This window comes from Duganella sp. GW822-FHT06D06 (genome assembly GCF_058799615.1).
This window is the reverse complement of the sequence record NZ_JBXALQ010000009.1, coordinates 181,634-198,383: the sequence shown is the minus strand read 5'-3', so window position 1 is coordinate 198,383 and position 16,750 is coordinate 181,634. Positions and strand designations below refer to the sequence as shown.

At 60.5% G+C, this 16,750-nt stretch carries 14 protein-coding genes; 4 read left to right on the top strand and 10 right to left on the bottom strand.

What is annotated here, in order from left to right:
• Positions 1–73: 73 nt before the first annotated feature.
• Complete coding sequence (locus AC1RMD_RS18385) at positions 74–1,072, bottom strand: LLM class flavin-dependent oxidoreductase (RefSeq protein WP_492928124.1); 999 nt, start codon at positions 1,070–1,072, stop codon at positions 74–76.
• A 286-nt stretch (positions 1,073–1,358) separates the two neighbouring features.
• Between AC1RMD_RS18385 and AC1RMD_RS18380 the strand changes: the two genes are divergently transcribed.
• Positions 1,359–2,270: a TraB/GumN family protein gene (locus AC1RMD_RS18380; RefSeq protein ID WP_492928123.1), complete on the top strand. Its 912-nt coding sequence runs from the start codon at positions 1,359–1,361 to the stop codon at positions 2,268–2,270.
• Here AC1RMD_RS18380 and AC1RMD_RS18375 read toward each other — a convergent pair.
• From AC1RMD_RS18375 to AC1RMD_RS18345, 7 genes are all read right to left on the bottom strand, one after another.
• On the bottom strand, positions 2,267–2,701 hold the full coding sequence (locus AC1RMD_RS18375) for a hypothetical protein (RefSeq protein WP_492928122.1): 435 nt from the start codon (positions 2,699–2,701) through the stop codon (positions 2,267–2,269). The genes AC1RMD_RS18380 and AC1RMD_RS18375 overlap by 4 nt on opposite strands.
• 361 nt (positions 2,702–3,062) lie before the next feature.
• On the bottom strand, positions 3,063–3,455 hold the full coding sequence (locus AC1RMD_RS18370; protein WP_492928121.1) for a VanZ family protein: 393 nt from the start codon (positions 3,453–3,455) through the stop codon (positions 3,063–3,065).
• 385 nt (positions 3,456–3,840) lie between these two features.
• A complete protein-coding gene (gene cap4, locus AC1RMD_RS18365; RefSeq protein ID WP_492928120.1) occupies positions 3,841–5,238 on the bottom strand; it encodes a CD-NTase-associated endodeoxyribonuclease Cap4 in 1,398 nt (465 codons plus the stop codon).
• The gene (locus tag AC1RMD_RS18360; RefSeq protein ID WP_492928119.1) at positions 5,235–5,723 is read right to left on the bottom strand and encodes a Mov34/MPN/PAD-1 family protein; all 489 of its coding nucleotides are present in this window, start codon (positions 5,721–5,723) and stop codon (positions 5,235–5,237) included. Before AC1RMD_RS18360 ends, cap4 begins: the two co-directional genes overlap by 4 nt.
• Positions 5,677–7,419: a ThiF family adenylyltransferase gene (locus AC1RMD_RS18355; RefSeq protein ID WP_492928118.1), complete on the bottom strand. Its 1,743-nt coding sequence runs from the start codon at positions 7,417–7,419 to the stop codon at positions 5,677–5,679. Before AC1RMD_RS18355 ends, AC1RMD_RS18360 begins: the two co-directional genes overlap by 47 nt.
• Positions 7,419–8,423, bottom strand: coding sequence for an SMODS domain-containing nucleotidyltransferase (locus AC1RMD_RS18350; RefSeq protein ID WP_492928117.1), 1,005 nt, complete (start codon positions 8,421–8,423; stop codon positions 7,419–7,421). The genes AC1RMD_RS18355 and AC1RMD_RS18350 overlap by 1 nt, the downstream gene beginning before the upstream one ends.
• A gap of 460 nt (positions 8,424–8,883) precedes the next feature.
• On the bottom strand, positions 8,884–9,645 hold the full coding sequence (locus tag AC1RMD_RS18345) for an SDR family NAD(P)-dependent oxidoreductase (protein WP_492928116.1): 762 nt from the start codon (positions 9,643–9,645) through the stop codon (positions 8,884–8,886).
• A gap of 104 nt (positions 9,646–9,749) precedes the next feature.
• Between AC1RMD_RS18345 and AC1RMD_RS18340 the strand changes: the two genes are divergently transcribed.
• The gene (locus AC1RMD_RS18340; protein WP_492928115.1) at positions 9,750–10,802 is read left to right on the top strand and encodes an RNA-guided endonuclease InsQ/TnpB family protein; all 1,053 of its coding nucleotides are present in this window, start codon (positions 9,750–9,752) and stop codon (positions 10,800–10,802) included.
• Between the two features lie 112 nt (positions 10,803–10,914).
• Complete coding sequence (gene pyrF, locus AC1RMD_RS18335) at positions 10,915–11,736, top strand: orotidine-5'-phosphate decarboxylase (protein ID WP_492928114.1); 822 nt, start codon at positions 10,915–10,917, stop codon at positions 11,734–11,736.
• Positions 11,737–11,742: 6 nt separating this feature from the next.
• Here the strand turns inward: pyrF and sbcB are convergent, their stop codons facing one another.
• Positions 11,743–13,185 carry an exodeoxyribonuclease I gene (gene sbcB / locus AC1RMD_RS18330; RefSeq protein WP_492928113.1) on the bottom strand — a complete coding sequence of 481 codons (1,443 nt, stop codon included), beginning with the start codon at positions 13,183–13,185 and terminating at the stop codon, positions 11,743–11,745.
• A 74-nt stretch (positions 13,186–13,259) separates the two neighbouring features.
• Here sbcB and AC1RMD_RS18325 point away from each other — a divergent pair, with 74 nt between their 5' ends.
• Positions 13,260–13,811, top strand: coding sequence for a DUF5610 domain-containing protein (locus tag AC1RMD_RS18325; protein ID WP_492928112.1), 552 nt, complete (start codon positions 13,260–13,262; stop codon positions 13,809–13,811).
• Positions 13,812–13,871: 60 nt separating this feature from the next.
• Here AC1RMD_RS18325 and AC1RMD_RS18320 read toward each other — a convergent pair whose 3' ends face one another.
• Positions 13,872–16,742 carry a TonB-dependent receptor gene (locus AC1RMD_RS18320; RefSeq protein ID WP_492928111.1) on the bottom strand — a complete coding sequence of 957 codons (2,871 nt, stop codon included), beginning with the start codon at positions 16,740–16,742 and terminating at the stop codon, positions 13,872–13,874.
• Between the last annotated feature and the right edge of the window lie 8 nt (positions 16,743–16,750).

The following is a 16,750-nucleotide window of genomic DNA, read 5'->3' as shown; positions in this document are numbered from 1 at the left end:
GGGTGCTCCTTCAATTTGCAGGTCGCAATTTTACCGGCGATCACAAATTGCTGCTGAGCTCGGGTAGTTTTCCCTACCGGCCGGGCGGAAGTCCCTGCCGCACCTCGGCCGTGATTTCATAGGAGCGCAGGCGCTGCGCGTGGTCGAAGATCTGCGAGGTGATCATCAGCTCGTCGGCGCCGGTGCGGGCGATGAATTCCTGCAGCTGGCGGCGCACCGTGTCCGGCGCGCCGATGGCCGAGCAGGACAGCACGGAATCGAGCAGCGCCCGTTCCTGCGGCCCCAGCGCTTGCAAATAACCGGCCTGCGGCGGCGGCAGGCGCGCCGGACGGCCGCTGCGCAGGTTGACGAAGGCTTGCTGCATCGAGGTGGCGCGGTAGTGCGCCTCCTCGTCGCTGTCGGCGGCGAACACGTTGAAGCCGAGCATGACGTGCGGCTTGGACAACTGCGCCGACGGCTGGAAGTTGCCGCGGTAGAGGGCGATCGCCTGCAGCATCATCTGCGGCGCGAAATGCGAGGCGAAGGCGAACGGCAGGCCCATGTGCGCGGCCAACTGCGCGCCGAAGGTGCTGGAACCCAAGATCCACAGCGGTACCTTGGCGCCTTTGCCGGGCACGGCCAGCACGCGCTGGCGCGGCGTGTCGGACAGGTAGTCTTGCAGTTCGAGCACGTCTTGCGGGAAGGCGTCGGCGTCGCTGTCCAGGTTGCGGCGCAGGGCGCGCGCGGTGGTCTGGTCGGAACCGGGCGCGCGGCCCAGGCCGAGGTCGATACGGCCGGGGAACAGCGCCTCCAGCGTGCCGAACTGCTCGGCGATCACCAGCGGCGCGTGGTTGGGCAGCATGATGCCGCCGGCGCCGACCCGGATGGTCGAGGTGCCGCCGGCCACATGGGCCATGACCACGGCGGTGGCGGCGCTGGCGATGCCGGGCATGCCGTGGTGCTCGGCCAGCCAGTAGCGCTGGTAGCCCCAGCGTTCGCCGTGCTGCGCCAGGTCCAGCGTGTTGCGGAACGATGCGGAGGGCGTGCTGCCTTCGGCGATCGGGGAGAGGTCGAGGATGGAAAATGGAATCATGGGGTCTATATCTGGCCGCCCGGGCAATAATCAATGAAGCCCTTGGACCGAGTGGGGGTATATGGCGTGTTAAATCAATAATATCTAATCATTTAAACAGTATTTTTATTAAACACCTGATATTTAGTGTGTTTATTTCGTTGCAGATTAGCCGGAAGTTTTAAAAAAATACCTCACCGCGCATTTTCCTGATTTACCATAGGAAACAGTAAAGCGCATCGCATTACTACTCCCTTATTACATTTTCATTCTTTCGATGGCATGCCCGCTATCGCGGGGAAAACTCATGCCGAAGAAAATTGCCATTCTATTTACGCTATTGCTGGCCAGCTGCCAGGCGCTGTTTGCCGCCGGGCTGAACGAGCCGGCTTCGGTCGCGCATCGCGGCCAGCTGTACCGGGTCACGCACGATGGCAAGACCAGCTATTTGTTCGGCACCATCCATGTCGGCAAGGACGGGTTTTACCCGCTGGATCCGGTGGCGTCGCGCGCGCTGCTCGATTCCCGGGCGCTGGTGATCGAGCTCGATATCCGCCAGGATGTGCCGTTCCAGCTGGCGCTGGCGCGCCATGGCCGCTACCCGGACGGCGACACGGTCCAGCGCCATCTGTCGCCGGCCGCGCTGCGCCTGACGGTGCAGGCGCTGGCGCGGGCCGGCATGTCGCTGCAATCGGTGCAGCACTACAAGCCCTGGCTGATCGCCAACCTGCTGGTCGGCGCCGAGATGGAGGTGCATGGCTACCAGCGCAGCCAGGCGGTCGAGTACGCGCTGCTGGCGGCCGCCAAGAGCCAGGACAAGGCGGTGCGCGAGCTGGAAAGCGCCGATTACCAGCTGAGCCTGTTCGATATGCTGGATGAGCGGCAGCAAGAGCAGTATCTGCTGGAAAACCTGGCGGACCTGACCGACGGCGCTTCGCTGAAGAAATCCACCGCGCTGATCGAGGCCTGGAACGCGGCCGACGCGCCCGCCATCCGCGCGGCGTGGCAATCCGCCACCAGCGGCGACACGATCTCCGCCGGCTTCATGAACCGCGTACTGCTGGGCAAGCGCAATCCCGAAATGGCCAATAACATCGAGCGCATCCTGCAGCAGGAGCAGGCCGCCTTTGTCGGCGTCGGCCTGCTGCACCTGATGGGCGAGGACGGCTTGCCGCAGCTGCTCAGGAAGCGCGGCTACCAGGTCGAACAGCTCTATTAGTAGTTGGTCAGCGCGCCGTTGTTGTAGCGTACGCGGTCGCCGATCTTGTAGCTGGGCATGGAGTCGACCACCACCAGCTGGCTGCTGCCGTCGTCCATGCGCACGGTGACGCGGTAGACCTTGTCGGTTGGCAAGCCGACGCTGCCGCCGGCCGCCGCCGCGCCCACCGCGCCCACGCCCACATCCTGGCGCTGCATCTGGTCGATCGCTTGCACCACGCCGTAGGAGGCCTGGGCGCCGGGGCTGCTGCTGGTCATGGTGCCGGTAGTGCTGCTCTGGCTGGTGGTGGTGCTGGTTGTGCCGGGACTGCTGCCATCGGACGGGTAGTTGCTGGTGCTGCTGCTCGCGCCCGGTTCGTTGCTGCGGTCCGAGGCGCAAGCAGCCAGCGTCACGATAAACAGCGCGATGGTCGCGTTTCTGGTCATATTCATCACATTCTCCCCACGGTCGATTAATCAAAACGGCTAGCCATTTGATTCAGAGGCCGGGCGCCCGGTTTTGTTCCTCTCCATTCTGCGCCAGTTGATATACATCAATTGAGTGATGCTACTCGCACGCAATAATTGTTGGGTATCACTTTAAAGGATATCGATATGTTGACACGCGTGACAGACACTATTATCGAAGATTTAATCAATTCAACTTGTGGAGACGCGCCGGACCCGCGCTGCCGGCATTTATTAACGCATTCATTGCACGAACTGGTACGCGTGGCCAAGGCGGAGCAATTGCAGCAGATGCGTTTGGACGTGGAGCTGGCGATGGGCGCGCCTGGAGAACGCGCCGGCAGTATCAGTTTGACGGCTGGATGCGATAGCGGGTCCACAGGACCCACATGAAGAGCGCCGTCAGCACGGCGGCGTTGCAGTCGACCAGCCAGTCGGACACGGCACCATGACGGTAGGGCAAGAAGCTTTGTATGAGTTCGTCGAGTGCGCCCATCAGGGCGATGGTCAGTACGGCCTTGCCGGCGCGTAACCGCAAGCCGCCGGTTCCGCCGGTGAACACCAGGAAGGTCAGGCCGGCGTAGGCGATGGAGTGCAGTAGCAGTCCCGAGGCCACCTGGCCGATGTCCTGGCGGGCGCCGGGCAGCGAGCCGAGTATCAGGATCAGCAGGTACAGGACGATGGCGGTCCAGTAGCGTAGTCGGGCGTGGGAATTGGTCAGAAAGAGTAGCTTGATCATGACCCGGACAATACCATGCAGCGCAAAGAAGAGGGAGTGGTGCACCGGAAGCCCGGTGCACCTTTCTTCCGTCATGCCTATCGGTTGCATGTACTGAAGATGTGACCAGTATAGGGAGTGAATATGACGCGGTAGTGACAATGGACAGGGTGTCAATAGAAAAATGGCCAAAGCAGTTCGAACTCGGGTCAAAGCCACTCAAGTTGGTGCGCTGCAATCAAAAACTGGTCTTGCTCGTTCGCTGTACAGGGGTATCGTCTTATTCATGGGCCACGAAATTGCGAACCCGAATCCCTCCCGAACTCAAATGGCTCCTCGTCGAACGAGCTAGGCTCCGCATCACCTTGGCAGGCACGGCCTGGCAACGCTCCATCCCCACTGATGGCTACGAATCTAGCAATGCTGTTGGGAGGTATCGCCCATCCACCCAGTCGTGGAGCTGGATTGCGCACACGCCGTTGAGCCGGTGCCCTAGCGCCATGGCGAATACCGACGGCGCTTTCAAGAAGACGTGCAGTGTAGAGAGTTGGTTTTGCGAGCGAAATCGCACTAGCGCATCCTTGGATTCTGCAACCGCCAAGTTCAAATCTTCAATATTTGCGATTGTCCGCGAACTCTCAAGGTGCACCTGGGGTAATTTTCCAGCCACCCCAGAGGAAATCAAGTCGACGTCGGCGCCCACGGCAGTAGGGAAACCAATGCAGGCAATGCCTTCGGAAATATTGGCATCTCCTGAGACCGCTTCCTCAATGAAGAAAGTGCCCGTGCTCCTGCCATGACTGGCCGTTTTATACGTACTCCCGTTGTGCTCCACGTTCAAGGAAAACCCTCGAGTAGCGCCGAAGGCGTAGCCGAGCATGCCAGAAGTCGACATCCGCTGTTTTCCATCAAGGGCGATGCCGCGGCGAAGGGTGCTTCCAGTGACAAACTCTGCTATGCGTTGGGCGGCTGCGAGAAGGGAGCGCCAATCCTCAAGGGTTCTCGCTGCGCGCATACTACCGTTGAATGCGCCGACGTCTAGCCCGAGTTCATAAAAGGGAACGCTACCAGCTGGTAGGTGAACCCGGACAGGTGTGCTAAGCCAAACCTGGCGTTCGACATCCCGCAAATTACAAAGTGCTGCTTCTAGCTCTTTCCGATAGACGGGGCCTGACGAAGATCTTGCAATCTGTTCTTTGTAGAGGTCGCGAAGGCGGGCCGCCAGGCTTGCGGTCAAGTCAAGCGCTGGCAATTTTTCATTGAGCTGGCCTATAAACGCCTGGTCGGCGCCTTCCGATGCATACGTTACGAAATCGACATGGTCGAGTGCGAATTCAGCCAGGTCTGCCTTGTTCCCGTTTTTTTGGGACCACTCGCGGATTTCTTTGCGGCCTGCTGCCAGAATGGGCGAGTTGGACTCGTAAGACGAGCCAACGCCGCGTAGCCGTTCGATTTTGGACACAATCGGGCTTGTCTTGCTGTTGTAGTTTCGGCAGACCAATGTAAACCTCGGAAACTCGCTTGGCGAGGTCTCAAAAACTGCTTTGAATCTCGCTATCTCATCCCAAAACTGCGTGACGGTTAGCGTGTGATTCTTCGCCTCGTACATCACTCGAAGAATCCCGCCGTTCGGGTTGAAATAGCAGACCTCTATGTCGCCGATGGCCTCACTGACCACATGGCTAAAAGCGCCTTGAGCAAGCCATTCCGGGAGGTGCTCTAGCACGTAGACATCTTGATACTCGAAGCCAACGCGTGCTATTGCTCCACCGGTCGATTCCTTTTCCAGAAGGCTTGCGGTCATGTCAGGGTCTCCAGGTCCAATACGGATTGATGCATGCTGCCGTCCGGCAGATATGTGTGGGCACTACCTTCGAGCACGCCGGCGTTTAGTCTGAATATCAGCAAAACTGCAAAGTTAGCGCCAACCGTGATATCCGTTGCCAGGCTCCGCATGGTGGCATGGTCTGTCGAGCTTGGTTGCACGCTGAAGAGCGGATGGCTGTGCCATTCGCCAAGGTAGTTAAACCGGGTGAAGTTGTTTCCAGTGGCACGACAATAAGCCTGAACGGCTTTCACCGCATTGGTCAGCGAGCGCACGAAGGACGCAATGCCACCAGGCTTTTGCACAGTCAACTCCCGAACAACAAAGTGATTGACACCGACGTGTTCGGCCATGAGCACGCCACCACATTCTCGGTTTCCTGCCTTTAAGAGAGCCGAACGTAAGCTGTCTTGCACGTTATGGGGAACCGTTATCCGCAGCACTGGTGCCGTCCTCCATCGCATTGTTAAGCTCGTCCAAGTCAGCCACTTCTGCTTTCGTGAGCGGTTCTAGTTCGTCGGTAGGTCTGAGCGCGCCAGAGCAATCAATCGGAAGCGTGTCGAACGGACCTTGAAACTCCCAGTATTTACGGTAGCCCATGAGATAGGCCGCAACAGGGTATGCCGAGTCCTGGGGCTCGCACAAGGCGTCTAAGCTAAATTGGGTCATCGCAGCAGCTAATGCTGACACGTCTGCATCGGAAGCGATATAGACTTCGTTCCCATTCTCAAGGCCGTAATTCGCGGTCCGGCACCCTGGCACCGGTTGCATGGTCCCCAATACGCCGTTGATGTGCGCCCGAACGCTCAACGCATCTGCGTCCAGCATTGGCCGGCTACGAGCCATGAGTGCCCCGACACCGCCTGCGAATACCTCGCCCCACACCATCGCGGTCTTGCTTCGCTTGCTCAGTGCAGCTAACACCACGAACGCTTGAGGGTTCGCAGTAGCGTCAATGATTAGCGTGCAGGTTGCCACGTCGCTGCACATTTTCGCGGCTAACAGCGGATTCTCCTGGCCGGCGATGTTGGATTCGTAGGCCGTCACCTCGACACCTAGGGCGACCCGCTTTAATTCACGTTCAACGGCGCCGACCTTGGAAAACCCCACATCTAACCAATTGAGTTCATTGCGCACCAGGTTTTGAGGGGCGAGAACATCATCATCAACCAGCGCGAAGCGTCGTACCCCCGCACGGGCTAGGGAGACTGCAATCTTGCTGCCGAGAGACCCCAGACCGACAATCGCGATTCGCACTTCCGACAGCACACCAAAAGCCGCGGGTAGTCGTTGTTCTTGGTCTATCTCAAAGTCGACAGTATGGCAATGCCAAATGCCGGGCTCTTTCCCCTCCCAGAGTAGGAATGCGCGTATGGCACCACTGGCGTCATGCAGCACCAGATAATGAATACTGTCGCCAAGGTCTTCGGTCGACGGCCAAGCGGGCCCCAAACTCGATTTTAGCGTTGCATTGTCTATCTTGACGTCAAACGCATCCACGGAATCGACGAGTACTGCCCACCCGGCCCACCCAGTACGGTCAGTGGCCAAGCACGTGGGTACATCATCAATTGGAACCGGCGTGGTTCCCGTTGAGGTCGCGACCGATACCGAGCAACCCTCATTGAATTTATTCGTTACCTTAAGAATGATGGGACTCGTTGACACACCCTCTGCCAAGATGGCGCGCAGGCCAGGCGTCACAATAAATCGACGAGGGAAGCTGCGAAGGTGGCTGCCAAAGGTCGAGCTATGCCGCGATTGAACGCCTTCAAGTTCCGGAAGAATGGCGGTAAGCACCTCGTTCCACAGTAGGGTATTTGCGCTTCTAACTAAGTCAACCCCTGTAATGGATGGGGCCCAGTTGTCGGGGCCATATTGTAGGCAAAGTACGCCAGAGCCGCGGTATTGATGGTTGCTCCAGCTTTCACCGAACTTCTGGGGCCGGATGTAGGCGGGCACATCGGGGAACAGGTCTGGATACACCAGCATTCCCTCAAAGCCGCAAATCGACAGCTCCAACCGAAACTTAAGGCAAAGCTCGCCTGCAGCTGTCTTAGACCAGCCCTGTTTCGTGAACGTAGACGTCGAGCTCGCAAATTCATCCAACAAACGGCGCTCTCGCGCCATTCGCTTGGCTTGACTAGTTACCAAGGTCATTAAGCAAAGCCGCCTGGTTTGTTCGGAACAACGGCCGCCGCTGGAAACGTAAGGCCTAAACCCACAGCCGGCCGCAGCAGCGAATTTGCCAAGCCAGATGTCGACCGTTGGGCGGCCGATGCCGGAAAGCGCGAGCCCAAGACTTGCCGCCACAGTTTAAGCGCTTCGTCCTGGTCAGTTTCGCCTTTTGCTTTACGCGCTAGCGTCGCGTGCTCTTCGACCTTGTTGTAGAACGTCCTGAATTCCTCGGCGGCCACTGCGGAAAAGACGTTGTTGCCCGGCACTCCCGGGTCATCCAAGTAAGGCACCATTCCGACTGTGGCGTAAGCGCTGTAGGCGTCGCGGATGGTTTCCAGCAAGGTCACAAAAAGGGTCTCGTAGTTGGCCTCGCCGTAGGACATATGCTTGGCGACGAGGCATTCCAGAATAAAGCCCTTCGGTCGTTTAAGACTGGACAAGTGCACGCGGCGCCACCATTTGAACAGCTTGACGAGGGGCTTGAACTTGCCGCCGGCCTCGGAATTTACATCGACGGTCCACTGCGTGTGTGCCGGCGGATTAGTTGGCAGCCACTGCTTGAGGTGGATGTCGGGGATGAGGTACGAGTCGCCGTTCTCGATAACTGGAACCACGTCCATGTCGACCGTCACCAACTTTACGTTGATGGACCGTCGATTCACTGTCAGTGTTTTGTAACCCGCATCGACCAATGCCTTTTGCACCGCGTCCAACACAACTTGCGGCTCATCGTCGGCGGTGTGGTCAGTGACCGCGATGATGTCTACGTCGGGACGCTGGAGCACACCATCAACTTTTGCAGGACGAATAGCCGTGTCGCGAATGTATGAACCCGAGAGGAAAGTCTCGACGTGAACGTCCCCGAACTCTTCATGGTCTGCCAAGGCATCGCGCAACGTCCGGTGCGCGCTTGAGCACGACGCTACCGTTGAAGTGGATGGTTCAATTTCCGTGAGCATGTCGAGAAACTGTTGCTGGGTAGTCATATGTGCCCTAATCCAAGTAGTTTTGCCAAATTGCACCTAAGGAAAATCAGCTGTGTCAACGACCGCTGCTTCGTAAGTACGCCCTGGCAATTGGCGCCCCAGCTAATCAGCTAGAGACACTATGGGGATAGGTTTAATTTTTGCAACTGTTGAAATTCAACTTTTTTCTTTGGCGGAGCGCACGGGCAAGGGCCGGGGAAATTCCCGAAGCGGCGCCCACCGGCGTAGGTGCGTATTTTTCTACTGCGTTGCAGCAAATTGGATGGTAACTAATTGATTCTAAAAGAAATGGGCCATCTGCTTATTCACACCCATGGAAAAAAAAAGCCCGCTGGTTAAAGCGGGCTTAAAACTATTTTCTTGGAGGAGAATAGTGGAGACAGGTGTAATTATGGGGGGGCGAAAGATATGTGTCTAATTGTCGTTTCAGATACCAGACATCAATAATGCGTATAACTCCTTATTTCACCGGCACCGTGTAGTTCAGCGCCAGCCGGCCGCCGTCCACATACAGCGTCTGGCCGGTCATGTAGCTGGCGTCGTCGCTGGCCAGGAAGGCGGCGATCGAGGCCACTTCCTCCGGTTCGCCGCAACGGCCCATCGGCGTGCGCGACAGGATGGTGTGGCGCGCTTCCGGGCTGGCCATCACGGCCTGCTTGGCCAGTTCGGTCAGGATGGTGCCGGGGCCGATGCCGTTGACGCGGATGCCGTGCGTGACCAGGTTGAGCGACATGACCTTGGTCAGCTGGTTGATCGCGCCCTTGGACACCACGTACGGCACCTGGTTCGGGATCGCCAGTTCGGCGTTCACGCTGGACATGTTGATGATGCAGCCGCTCTGCTGCTTGACCATCTCGCGCGCGACCGCCTGGCCGCACAGGAACATGGACTTGAGGTTGATGCGCAGCACGCGGTCGAAATCGTCCTCGTTCAGGTCGAGGAAATCGGCGGCGTGGGTGACGCCGGCGTTGTTGATCAGGATGTCGATGCGGCCGAACTCGGCCATGGTGGCGGCCACCAGGGCGTCGACGTCGCATTTCTGGCTGACGTCGGCAGCGAAGAAGCGCGCCTGCGCGCCCAGCGTGGCGGCGGCGGCAGCGCCTTCCGGCTTGATGTCGACCAGCATGACCTTGGCGCCTTCGGTCACCAGGCGCTGCGCGCAAGCCAAGCCTATGCCTTGGGTGGCGCCGGTCACAATGGCGACTTTGTTGGTGAGTTTCATCAGATTTGCTCCAAGAAACCCCGTCCTTCAGGGCGGGGCGTGAAAGGAGCCGACTGCGTACCAGTGGTCTCCCTTCGGTTGAAATAACTGTATATAATCACAGTATGATTTTGGTCTATCGTTACCGGGTGAAGTCGTTGATCGGCTTGCTGAACAAGCAAAGCCGGGCGTGCAATTTCGTCTGGAATTTTTGCAACGACAGGCAGAAAGACGCGCTGCGGTTTGGTCGTCGTTGGCACACAGGTTTCGACCTGAACAAGCTTACGCAAGGCAGCAGCAAAGAACTGGGCCTGCACTCGGGCACGATCAATGCGGTTTGCGAGCAATACGCCAAGTCGAGAGCGCAGAAAAAGCGCCCTTTTTTGCGCTACCGAGGCAAAAAAAACCTCGGGTGGGTTCCGCTCAAGGGGCGCGAACTGAAACGCGAAGGTGATGCGTTCCGGTTCGCCGGCAATACGTTTCGCGTGTTCAACAGTCGCCCGCTCCCGGAAGGTAAGATCAAGGACGGCACGAATTTTTCCTGCGACAGTCGCGGCAACTGGTTCCTCAACATCGCGATTGAAGTTGATGCGACGGCCGCTAACGCGCGCGCGCCGGTGCGAGGGGTGGGAATTGACCTTGGACTGAAAGACTTCGCGACGCTGTCTACTGGTGAGAAAATCGGAGCGCAGCGGATTTACCGCGGTATGGAACGAGCACTTGCTATCGCCCAGCGTGCGCGCAAGAAGCGCCGAGTGAGAGCGATCCACGCCAAGATAGCCAATTGCAGAAACGATTTTCACCATAAATTGTCGAGCCGTCTGGTGCGCGAGTTCGACTACATCACGGTGGGCAATGTGAGCGCCGCCGGACTTGCCAAGACCAGCATGGCGAAGTCCGTTCTCGATGCCGGCTGGTCGTCCTTCCGAAACAAACTGGCGTACAAGGCTGTTAAGCATGGCGCATGGTTCGAAGAAGTGAATGAACGATTTACCTCCCAAACCTGTTCGAATTGCGGCGCCTTGCCCGATTCCAGTCCGAAAGGTATCGCAGGCCTTGGAGTAAGAGAGTGGCAATGTAGTGATTGTGGTTGCGTACATGATCGCGATCTCAATGCTGCGTTAAACATCCTCCGTCGCGGACGTGCGACGCTAGATGTAGGAATCCCCGTCCTTTAGGGCGGGGAGGACGTCAAAGGAATTCGCTTTCTAAGGAATGAGGGCCAAATTTTAACAGGCTGCTGCGGGGACGTTACAATAGAGGGTTTGCAACAAAAGCTAAGGGTGCGTCGTGACTTTCATCAATAAATTATCTGCCGCCTGGGCGGCCAACGACTCCCTGCTGTGCGTGGGCCTGGATCCGGACATGGACAAGCTGCCGGCCCAGTTCCACAACGACCCGCAAGGCATCTACCGCTTCTGCCGCGAGATCATCGACGCGACCGCCGATCTGGCGTGCTCGTTCAAGCCGCAGATCGCCTACTTCGCGGCGCTGAGCGCGGAAGACCAGCTGGAGAAAATCTGCCACTACGTGCGCGACAATTATCCGCACATTCCGGTGATCCTGGACGCCAAGCGCGGCGACATCGGCGCCACCGCGCGCCAGTACGCGCGCGAAGCGTTCGACCGCTACGGCGCCGACGCGGTGACCGTCAATCCCTACATGGGTTCGGATTCGGTGGAGCCCTATATGGAGTGGAGCGAGCGCGGCGTCATCATCCTGTGCCGCACCTCCAACGCCGGCGGTTCGGACTTGCAGTTCCTGAACGTCGACGGCAAGCCGCTGTATCAGCACGTGGCGCGCCTGGTGGCGGACAAGTGGAACGCCAACGGCCAGTGCGCGCTGGTGGTGGGCGCCACCTTCCCGGAGGAACTGGCGCAGGTCAGGGCGATCGTCGGCGACATGCCGCTGCTGGTGCCGGGCATCGGCGCGCAGGGCGGCGATATCGAAGCGACCGTCAAGTCGGGCCGCACCTACAACGGCACCGGCATGATGATCAACTCGTCGCGGGCGATCCTGTACGCGGCGCCCAAGGCCAATGAAGACTTCGCGGCCGCCGCGCGCCGCGTGGCGCAGGAAACGCGCGACGCCATCAACCAGCATCGCGCTTAAGCCTGCTTAGTGCGCGGGAGCGATCAGCTCCACGTACTCGTACAGCTCGGCCAGTATGTGTTCGGCACGCTCATCGGCATCCTGTTGCAGATGGTCGATCTCGCCGAAGAACTGGTCGATGCTGCGCGCACCGCCGGCGCCGTCGTAGAAGCGCGCCGCGCGGTGCTGTTCCCAATGTTCCATCTCGCCTTCGGACAAGGTCTCGGGGAAGTTGCGCGCGCGGTAGCGGAACAGCAGTTCCAGCAGGCGCGGATCGCTGAACGACGGCGATGACGTGGCCAGCCTGGCCGGCGTTTCCTTGCGCAGCGAGTCCAGCATGCGGCGGTCGTCCTTGCCGACGAAGCCGTTGTACAGATCCTCGTCCACATCCAGCTCGGCGCCGGCCGGACGGTGGAATACCTGCTCCCATTCCACATCCATGTTGCGGCCGGCCGCGGCCAGCGCGGCGTAAGCCTTGCCTTGCTCGAGGTCGATGCCCCACTTGGCCGCCATCGCCGGCGACAGCGTCTTCAGGTTGGACACCAGCATCGGCGACTTGTTCAGGTGGATGCTCTTGACCGGCAGCCGCGTCATGCCTTCCGGCAGCGCGTCGGCGCGGCTGAAGATGCGGGTGCGGATGGTGTCGGCGTCCAGCGTGAACAACTCGGTCGGATCGTAGGTGCAATCCCAGACGATCACTTCGTTCTTGTTGGTCGGATGCGTGGCCAGCGGCCACACCAGCGCGATGCAGCCGCGTTCGGCCGGGAACATGCCGGACACGTGCAGGAACGGCGCGCGCAATTGCGGCGCCAGGTGCATGCCGATCTCGTCGGCCACGCGGTCTTTCTTGTGCAGCGCCAGGCAGAAGTCGAACAGCTTGGGTTGTTTCTGCTTGATCAGGCGCGCCAGCGCGATGGTGGCGCGGACGTCGGACAGCGCATCGTGCGCCGCCTCGTGCAGCAGGCCGTTGGCCTTGGCCAGGTGCTCCAGCTTGAAGCTGGGCTTGCCGTCCTCGCGCATGGGCCATTCCATGCCCTCCGGGCGCAGCGCGTAGGTCATGCGCACCACGTCCAGCAAGTCCCAGCGGCCGCACTGGTTTTGCCATTCGCGCGCGTACGGGTCGATCAGGTTGCGCCAGAACATGAAGCGGGTGATCTCGTCGTCGAAGCGGATGGTGTTGTAGCCGACGCCGATGGTGCCCGGCTTGGCGAAGGCTTGCTCGATGGTGGCGGCGAACTTGTGCTCGGGCACGCCCCATTCCAGGCATTGCTGCGGCGTGATGCCGGTGATCAGGCAGGATTGCGGGTCCGGCAGGAAATCGTTGGCCGGCTTGCAATACAACATGATGGGATCGCCGATCTCGTTCAGGTCGGCGTCGGTGCGGATCGCGGCGAATTGCGCCGGGCGGTCGCGGCGCGCCTGGGCGCCAAAGGTTTCGTAGTCGTGCCAGAGAAAGGTCTGTGTGGTCATAGTTGCGGTCAAGGGGGCTACAGTTATTCTTAAGTCTGCCGATAATCAAAGGATATTCCAACCGGAGCCACATCATGGCCACTCCCGTCTCTGCAACATCCGGCAGCACCACGGCGGCGACGCCGGTCCAGCCCAAGGACGAAAGCAATGTCAACGTCCTGGCCAAGGCCAAGGCGCAGCTGAACGTGTCTATCGTACAAGCTTCCTTGACGGTATCGCTGAATTCTTCCAACGATCCCTTGTCGGTGGTGCTGAAAACGGCGCTGACCGGCATCAACGAGGCGCTCAAGGACGATTTCGGCGACAACGCCATCCAGAACGCCGTATCGCAGGATAATACGCCGGAAGGCACCGCGAGCCGCATTGTATCGCTGTCGACGGCGTTTTATGAAGCCTTCAAGCAGCAACACCCCGGCGAGGAGGGGGATGCGGTGCTCAACAAGTTCATGGATACGCTGAAAAAGGGCGTGGAGCAAGGTTTCAAGGAGGCGCGCGAGGTGCTGGACGGGCTGAAGGTGCTGAACGGCGACGTCGCCAGCAATATCGACAAGACCTACGAGCTGGTGCAGGCGGGCTATGCCGACTTCTTCGCCGCGCACAAGGCGCAGCCGGCCCCGCCGCCATGAGCGGGCCTGTGGTGCGCAGCAATACCCCGCCCTGGGGCGGGGCATGCGGGTAATGCCGATTTACATCTTGTAGTTCAGGCCCACCAGGAACTGGCGTCCGAAGCGGTTGGTGTAGCGCGGACGCAGCTGATCGGGGTCCGGCCCGCCGCCCACATTGCTGTAGTAGGTGACCTGGGTGTCGAGCAGGTTGTTGGCCTGGACCAGGATCGAGAGGCCTTTGTAGGGGCCGGTCTCAAAGTTGTAGCCCAGTTGCATGTCCACGACCCGGTCGGCGGAGTGCGCGCTGATGAACTTCTGCAGGTAGACATCGGTCGAGGTCGCCGTGAACGGGGAGCGGTAGCGTTCGCTCACGCGCGCCGAGAAACCGTTCTTTTCATAGTAGGCGGTGGCGTTGAACGCGGTGCCGGACAAGCCGTCGAGCTTGACCTCGTTGCCGGATTTGTCCTGCAGATCGCTGCCCAGCCTGGTCGCCCCAAGGATGATGCCGAAGCCGTCGAGCGTATTGCTGATCAACTCGCCGCCCAGCGCGGCGGACAGTTCCAGGCCATGCAGGGCGCCGCCGCTGCCGTTGACCGGACGCGTGTACGAACCGCTGCGCTGGACCACGATGTCGGCGGGCAGCGTCGACGGCCGTGGCAAGAAGCTGTTGTCGCGCTCGGTGGTGCCGTCAAATACATAGCTGAGCAGCTTCTTGTGGAACGCGGCGGCGGCCAGGTAGCTGCGCTTGCCGATGTACTTTTCCAGCGACAGGTCGGTGCCGTTGGCCAGCCATGGCCGCAGTTGCGGATTGCCGCCGGAAGCGCCGGTCCATTCGCCGTAGTGGTCGCCCGGCTTGTCGATGATGCTCGGGGTGCTGGTGCCCGCGCGCAGCTGTTGCATGTTCGGCCGCGCCATCGTCTTGGCCAGCCCGAAGCGGAACACCCAGTCGTTCTTCAGGTCCGCGATCAGATTCAGGCTCGGCAGGTAGTTGCGGTAGCTGGCGCCGCCCGCGTGCGGGAACACCAGCTTCGGATCGGGCGTGACGTTGTTGCCGCGATATTCGAAGCCGTCCGAGTTCTGCTTCGAGTGCACGGCCTGCATGCCGAGGTTGCCGTGGATGTCGTAACCGGCCAGCGTGGTGTCGAGGTCGAGCTTGGCGTAGGCGGTGGCGATGCGCTCGTGCACGCCGTAGTCGTTGGTCACCTTGCCGCCGAACAGATCCTTGTTCGACACCACGCCGCTGGCGATGACGTCCGGTGCGCTGATGCGCGGCACATAGCCCAGGCCCGCCCACGACATGTCGACCGGATCGCGCACCGCCGCCGCGGGTACGTCGCGCACATAGCCGCCCTTGCCGTCGGAAGCGAGCAGGAGCAGGGTGTCGCCGTTGGTGATGACCTTGTCGCGCTTGGTGACATTCAAGCCCAGGTCGATGCTGCGGAACGGGCCGTCGAGTTCGCGCTTGGCGCTCAGGCGCAGCGTCTTGAGCGCATCGGTCAGCGGCCGCGTGCGCACGCCGCCCGCCCAGGCCGGCGCGTCGCTGGTGTGGTAGCCATGCGCATCGCCGAGGACGGTGTTCGTGAACGTGTTGGGATCGACCGGCGTGAACGATTGCGCCGAGCCGTCGTATGGAATGTTCCAGCTGAATGCGCTGCGCTGCCAGTTGTTGATGGCCTTGTTGAACGGCGCGCCGTAGATTTCGTCGTATTCCTCGTCGCGCGCGTCGCGCGAGTAGCTCAGGTCGGCGATGCCTTTCCATTTGTCGGCCAGTTTGAGCTCGGTGTTCCAGCCCAGCGCGGCGATCTTGTCGCGCCGGCGCGTTTCCGCGTTGCCGATCACGAAGCTGAGGTTGTCGGCCGTGCCGGTGGTGGCATAGGTGTTGCGGCCCACCTGGGTCGTGCCGACGTTGGTCAGCTTGATCCGGTTGGCGCTCGCGCCGTAGGCGTTGTACATGTTCTCGCGGAAGAAGACGCCCACTTCCTTGGTGTCGAAACGCGAGTAGTAGAAGTCGAGCGTGCTGTGCAGGTCGCGGTTGGGCTTGTATTCCAGCACGCCCATCAAGCCGGTGCGCGTGCTGCGCTTGGTGTTGGCCGTGGTGTCCCAGAACAGCGGCAGCAGCGCGTGGTCGTAGCCCTTGGCCGGCTGTTGCTGCGGCGGCGCGCCGTCGATGGGGATGCCGATCTGGTCGCGGAAGTTGGCCGTTTGGGTACGCTTGATCTGGCTGCCGCGGTCGAGGCGGGCCAGGCCGATCGCCACGCCGATGGTGTTGTCGGCGAACTGGTCGATGTAGGAGGCGCTGAAGCGGTTGCCGATCGGGGCGACCACATCCTTGATGAGGGTGCCGTTCGAGTTCTTTTCAGCGCGCAGATTGAGCGCGACTTCCCGGCCGCGCGTGGCCAGCGGGCGGCGCGTGTGCAGGTCGATGGTGCCGGCCAGTCCCTGGCCGATCAGCGCGGCGTCGGGCGTCTTGTAGACCACGGCGCCGCCGATCAGCTCGGAAGGAAACTGATCCAGCTCGACGGCGCGCGATTCGCCGGAGCTGACCATTTCCCGCCCGTTGAGCAGGGTGCTGGAGAATTCCGGCGACATGCCGCGCACCGATACCCGGTCCACGTTGCCGTCGCCGCCGCGTTCGCCGGTGACGCCCGGCAGCCGGGCCAGCGCCTCGGCGATGCTCGAATCGGGCAGCTTGCCCAGATCCTCGGCCGACACCGCCTCGACAATGGAGGTGTTGCCGCGCTTGATGGTCAGCGAGTCTTCCAGGCTGCGGCGCAAGCCCTTGACGATGACCGTGTTGCTGGCGCTCGGTTCGGCGCTGACCCCGGGCGTCGTTGTTTGGGCAGCGGCCACGCCGCATAGCAGCAGGGTGGAGGCGCAGGCCGCGACGATGGGCTTGAGCTTGAAAGTGGCTTGGCCGCCGCGATGGGCGCCCTGTGTAGGTATGGATTGCAAAGCAGACT

Bases quoted from the DNA above. Each gene is read 5' to 3' on its own strand.
- AC1RMD_RS18385 (WP_492928124.1), bottom strand. From the start codon at position 1,072: ATGATTCCATTTTCCATCCTCGACCTCTCCCCGATCGCCGAAGGCAGC.
- AC1RMD_RS18380 (WP_492928123.1), top strand. From the start codon at position 1,359: ATGCCGAAGAAAATTGCCATTCTATTTACGCTATTGCTGGCCAGCTGC.
- AC1RMD_RS18375 (WP_492928122.1), bottom strand. From the start codon at position 2,701: ATGAATATGACCAGAAACGCGACCATCGCGCTGTTTATCGTGACGCTG.
- AC1RMD_RS18370 (WP_492928121.1), bottom strand. From the start codon at position 3,455: ATGATCAAGCTACTCTTTCTGACCAATTCCCACGCCCGACTACGCTAC.
- cap4 (WP_492928120.1), bottom strand. From the start codon at position 5,238: ATGACCGCAAGCCTTCTGGAAAAGGAATCGACCGGTGGAGCAATAGCA.
- AC1RMD_RS18360 (WP_492928119.1), bottom strand. From the start codon at position 5,723: ATGCGATGGAGGACGGCACCAGTGCTGCGGATAACGGTTCCCCATAAC.
- AC1RMD_RS18355 (WP_492928118.1), bottom strand. From the start codon at position 7,419: ATGACCTTGGTAACTAGTCAAGCCAAGCGAATGGCGCGAGAGCGCCGT.
- AC1RMD_RS18350 (WP_492928117.1), bottom strand. From the start codon at position 8,423: ATGACTACCCAGCAACAGTTTCTCGACATGCTCACGGAAATTGAACCA.
- AC1RMD_RS18345 (WP_492928116.1), bottom strand. From the start codon at position 9,645: ATGAAACTCACCAACAAAGTCGCCATTGTGACCGGCGCCACCCAAGGC.
- AC1RMD_RS18340 (WP_492928115.1), top strand. From the start codon at position 9,750: ATGATTTTGGTCTATCGTTACCGGGTGAAGTCGTTGATCGGCTTGCTG.
- sbcB (WP_492928113.1), bottom strand. From the start codon at position 13,185: ATGACCACACAGACCTTTCTCTGGCACGACTACGAAACCTTTGGCGCC.
- AC1RMD_RS18325 (WP_492928112.1), top strand. From the start codon at position 13,260: ATGGCCACTCCCGTCTCTGCAACATCCGGCAGCACCACGGCGGCGACG.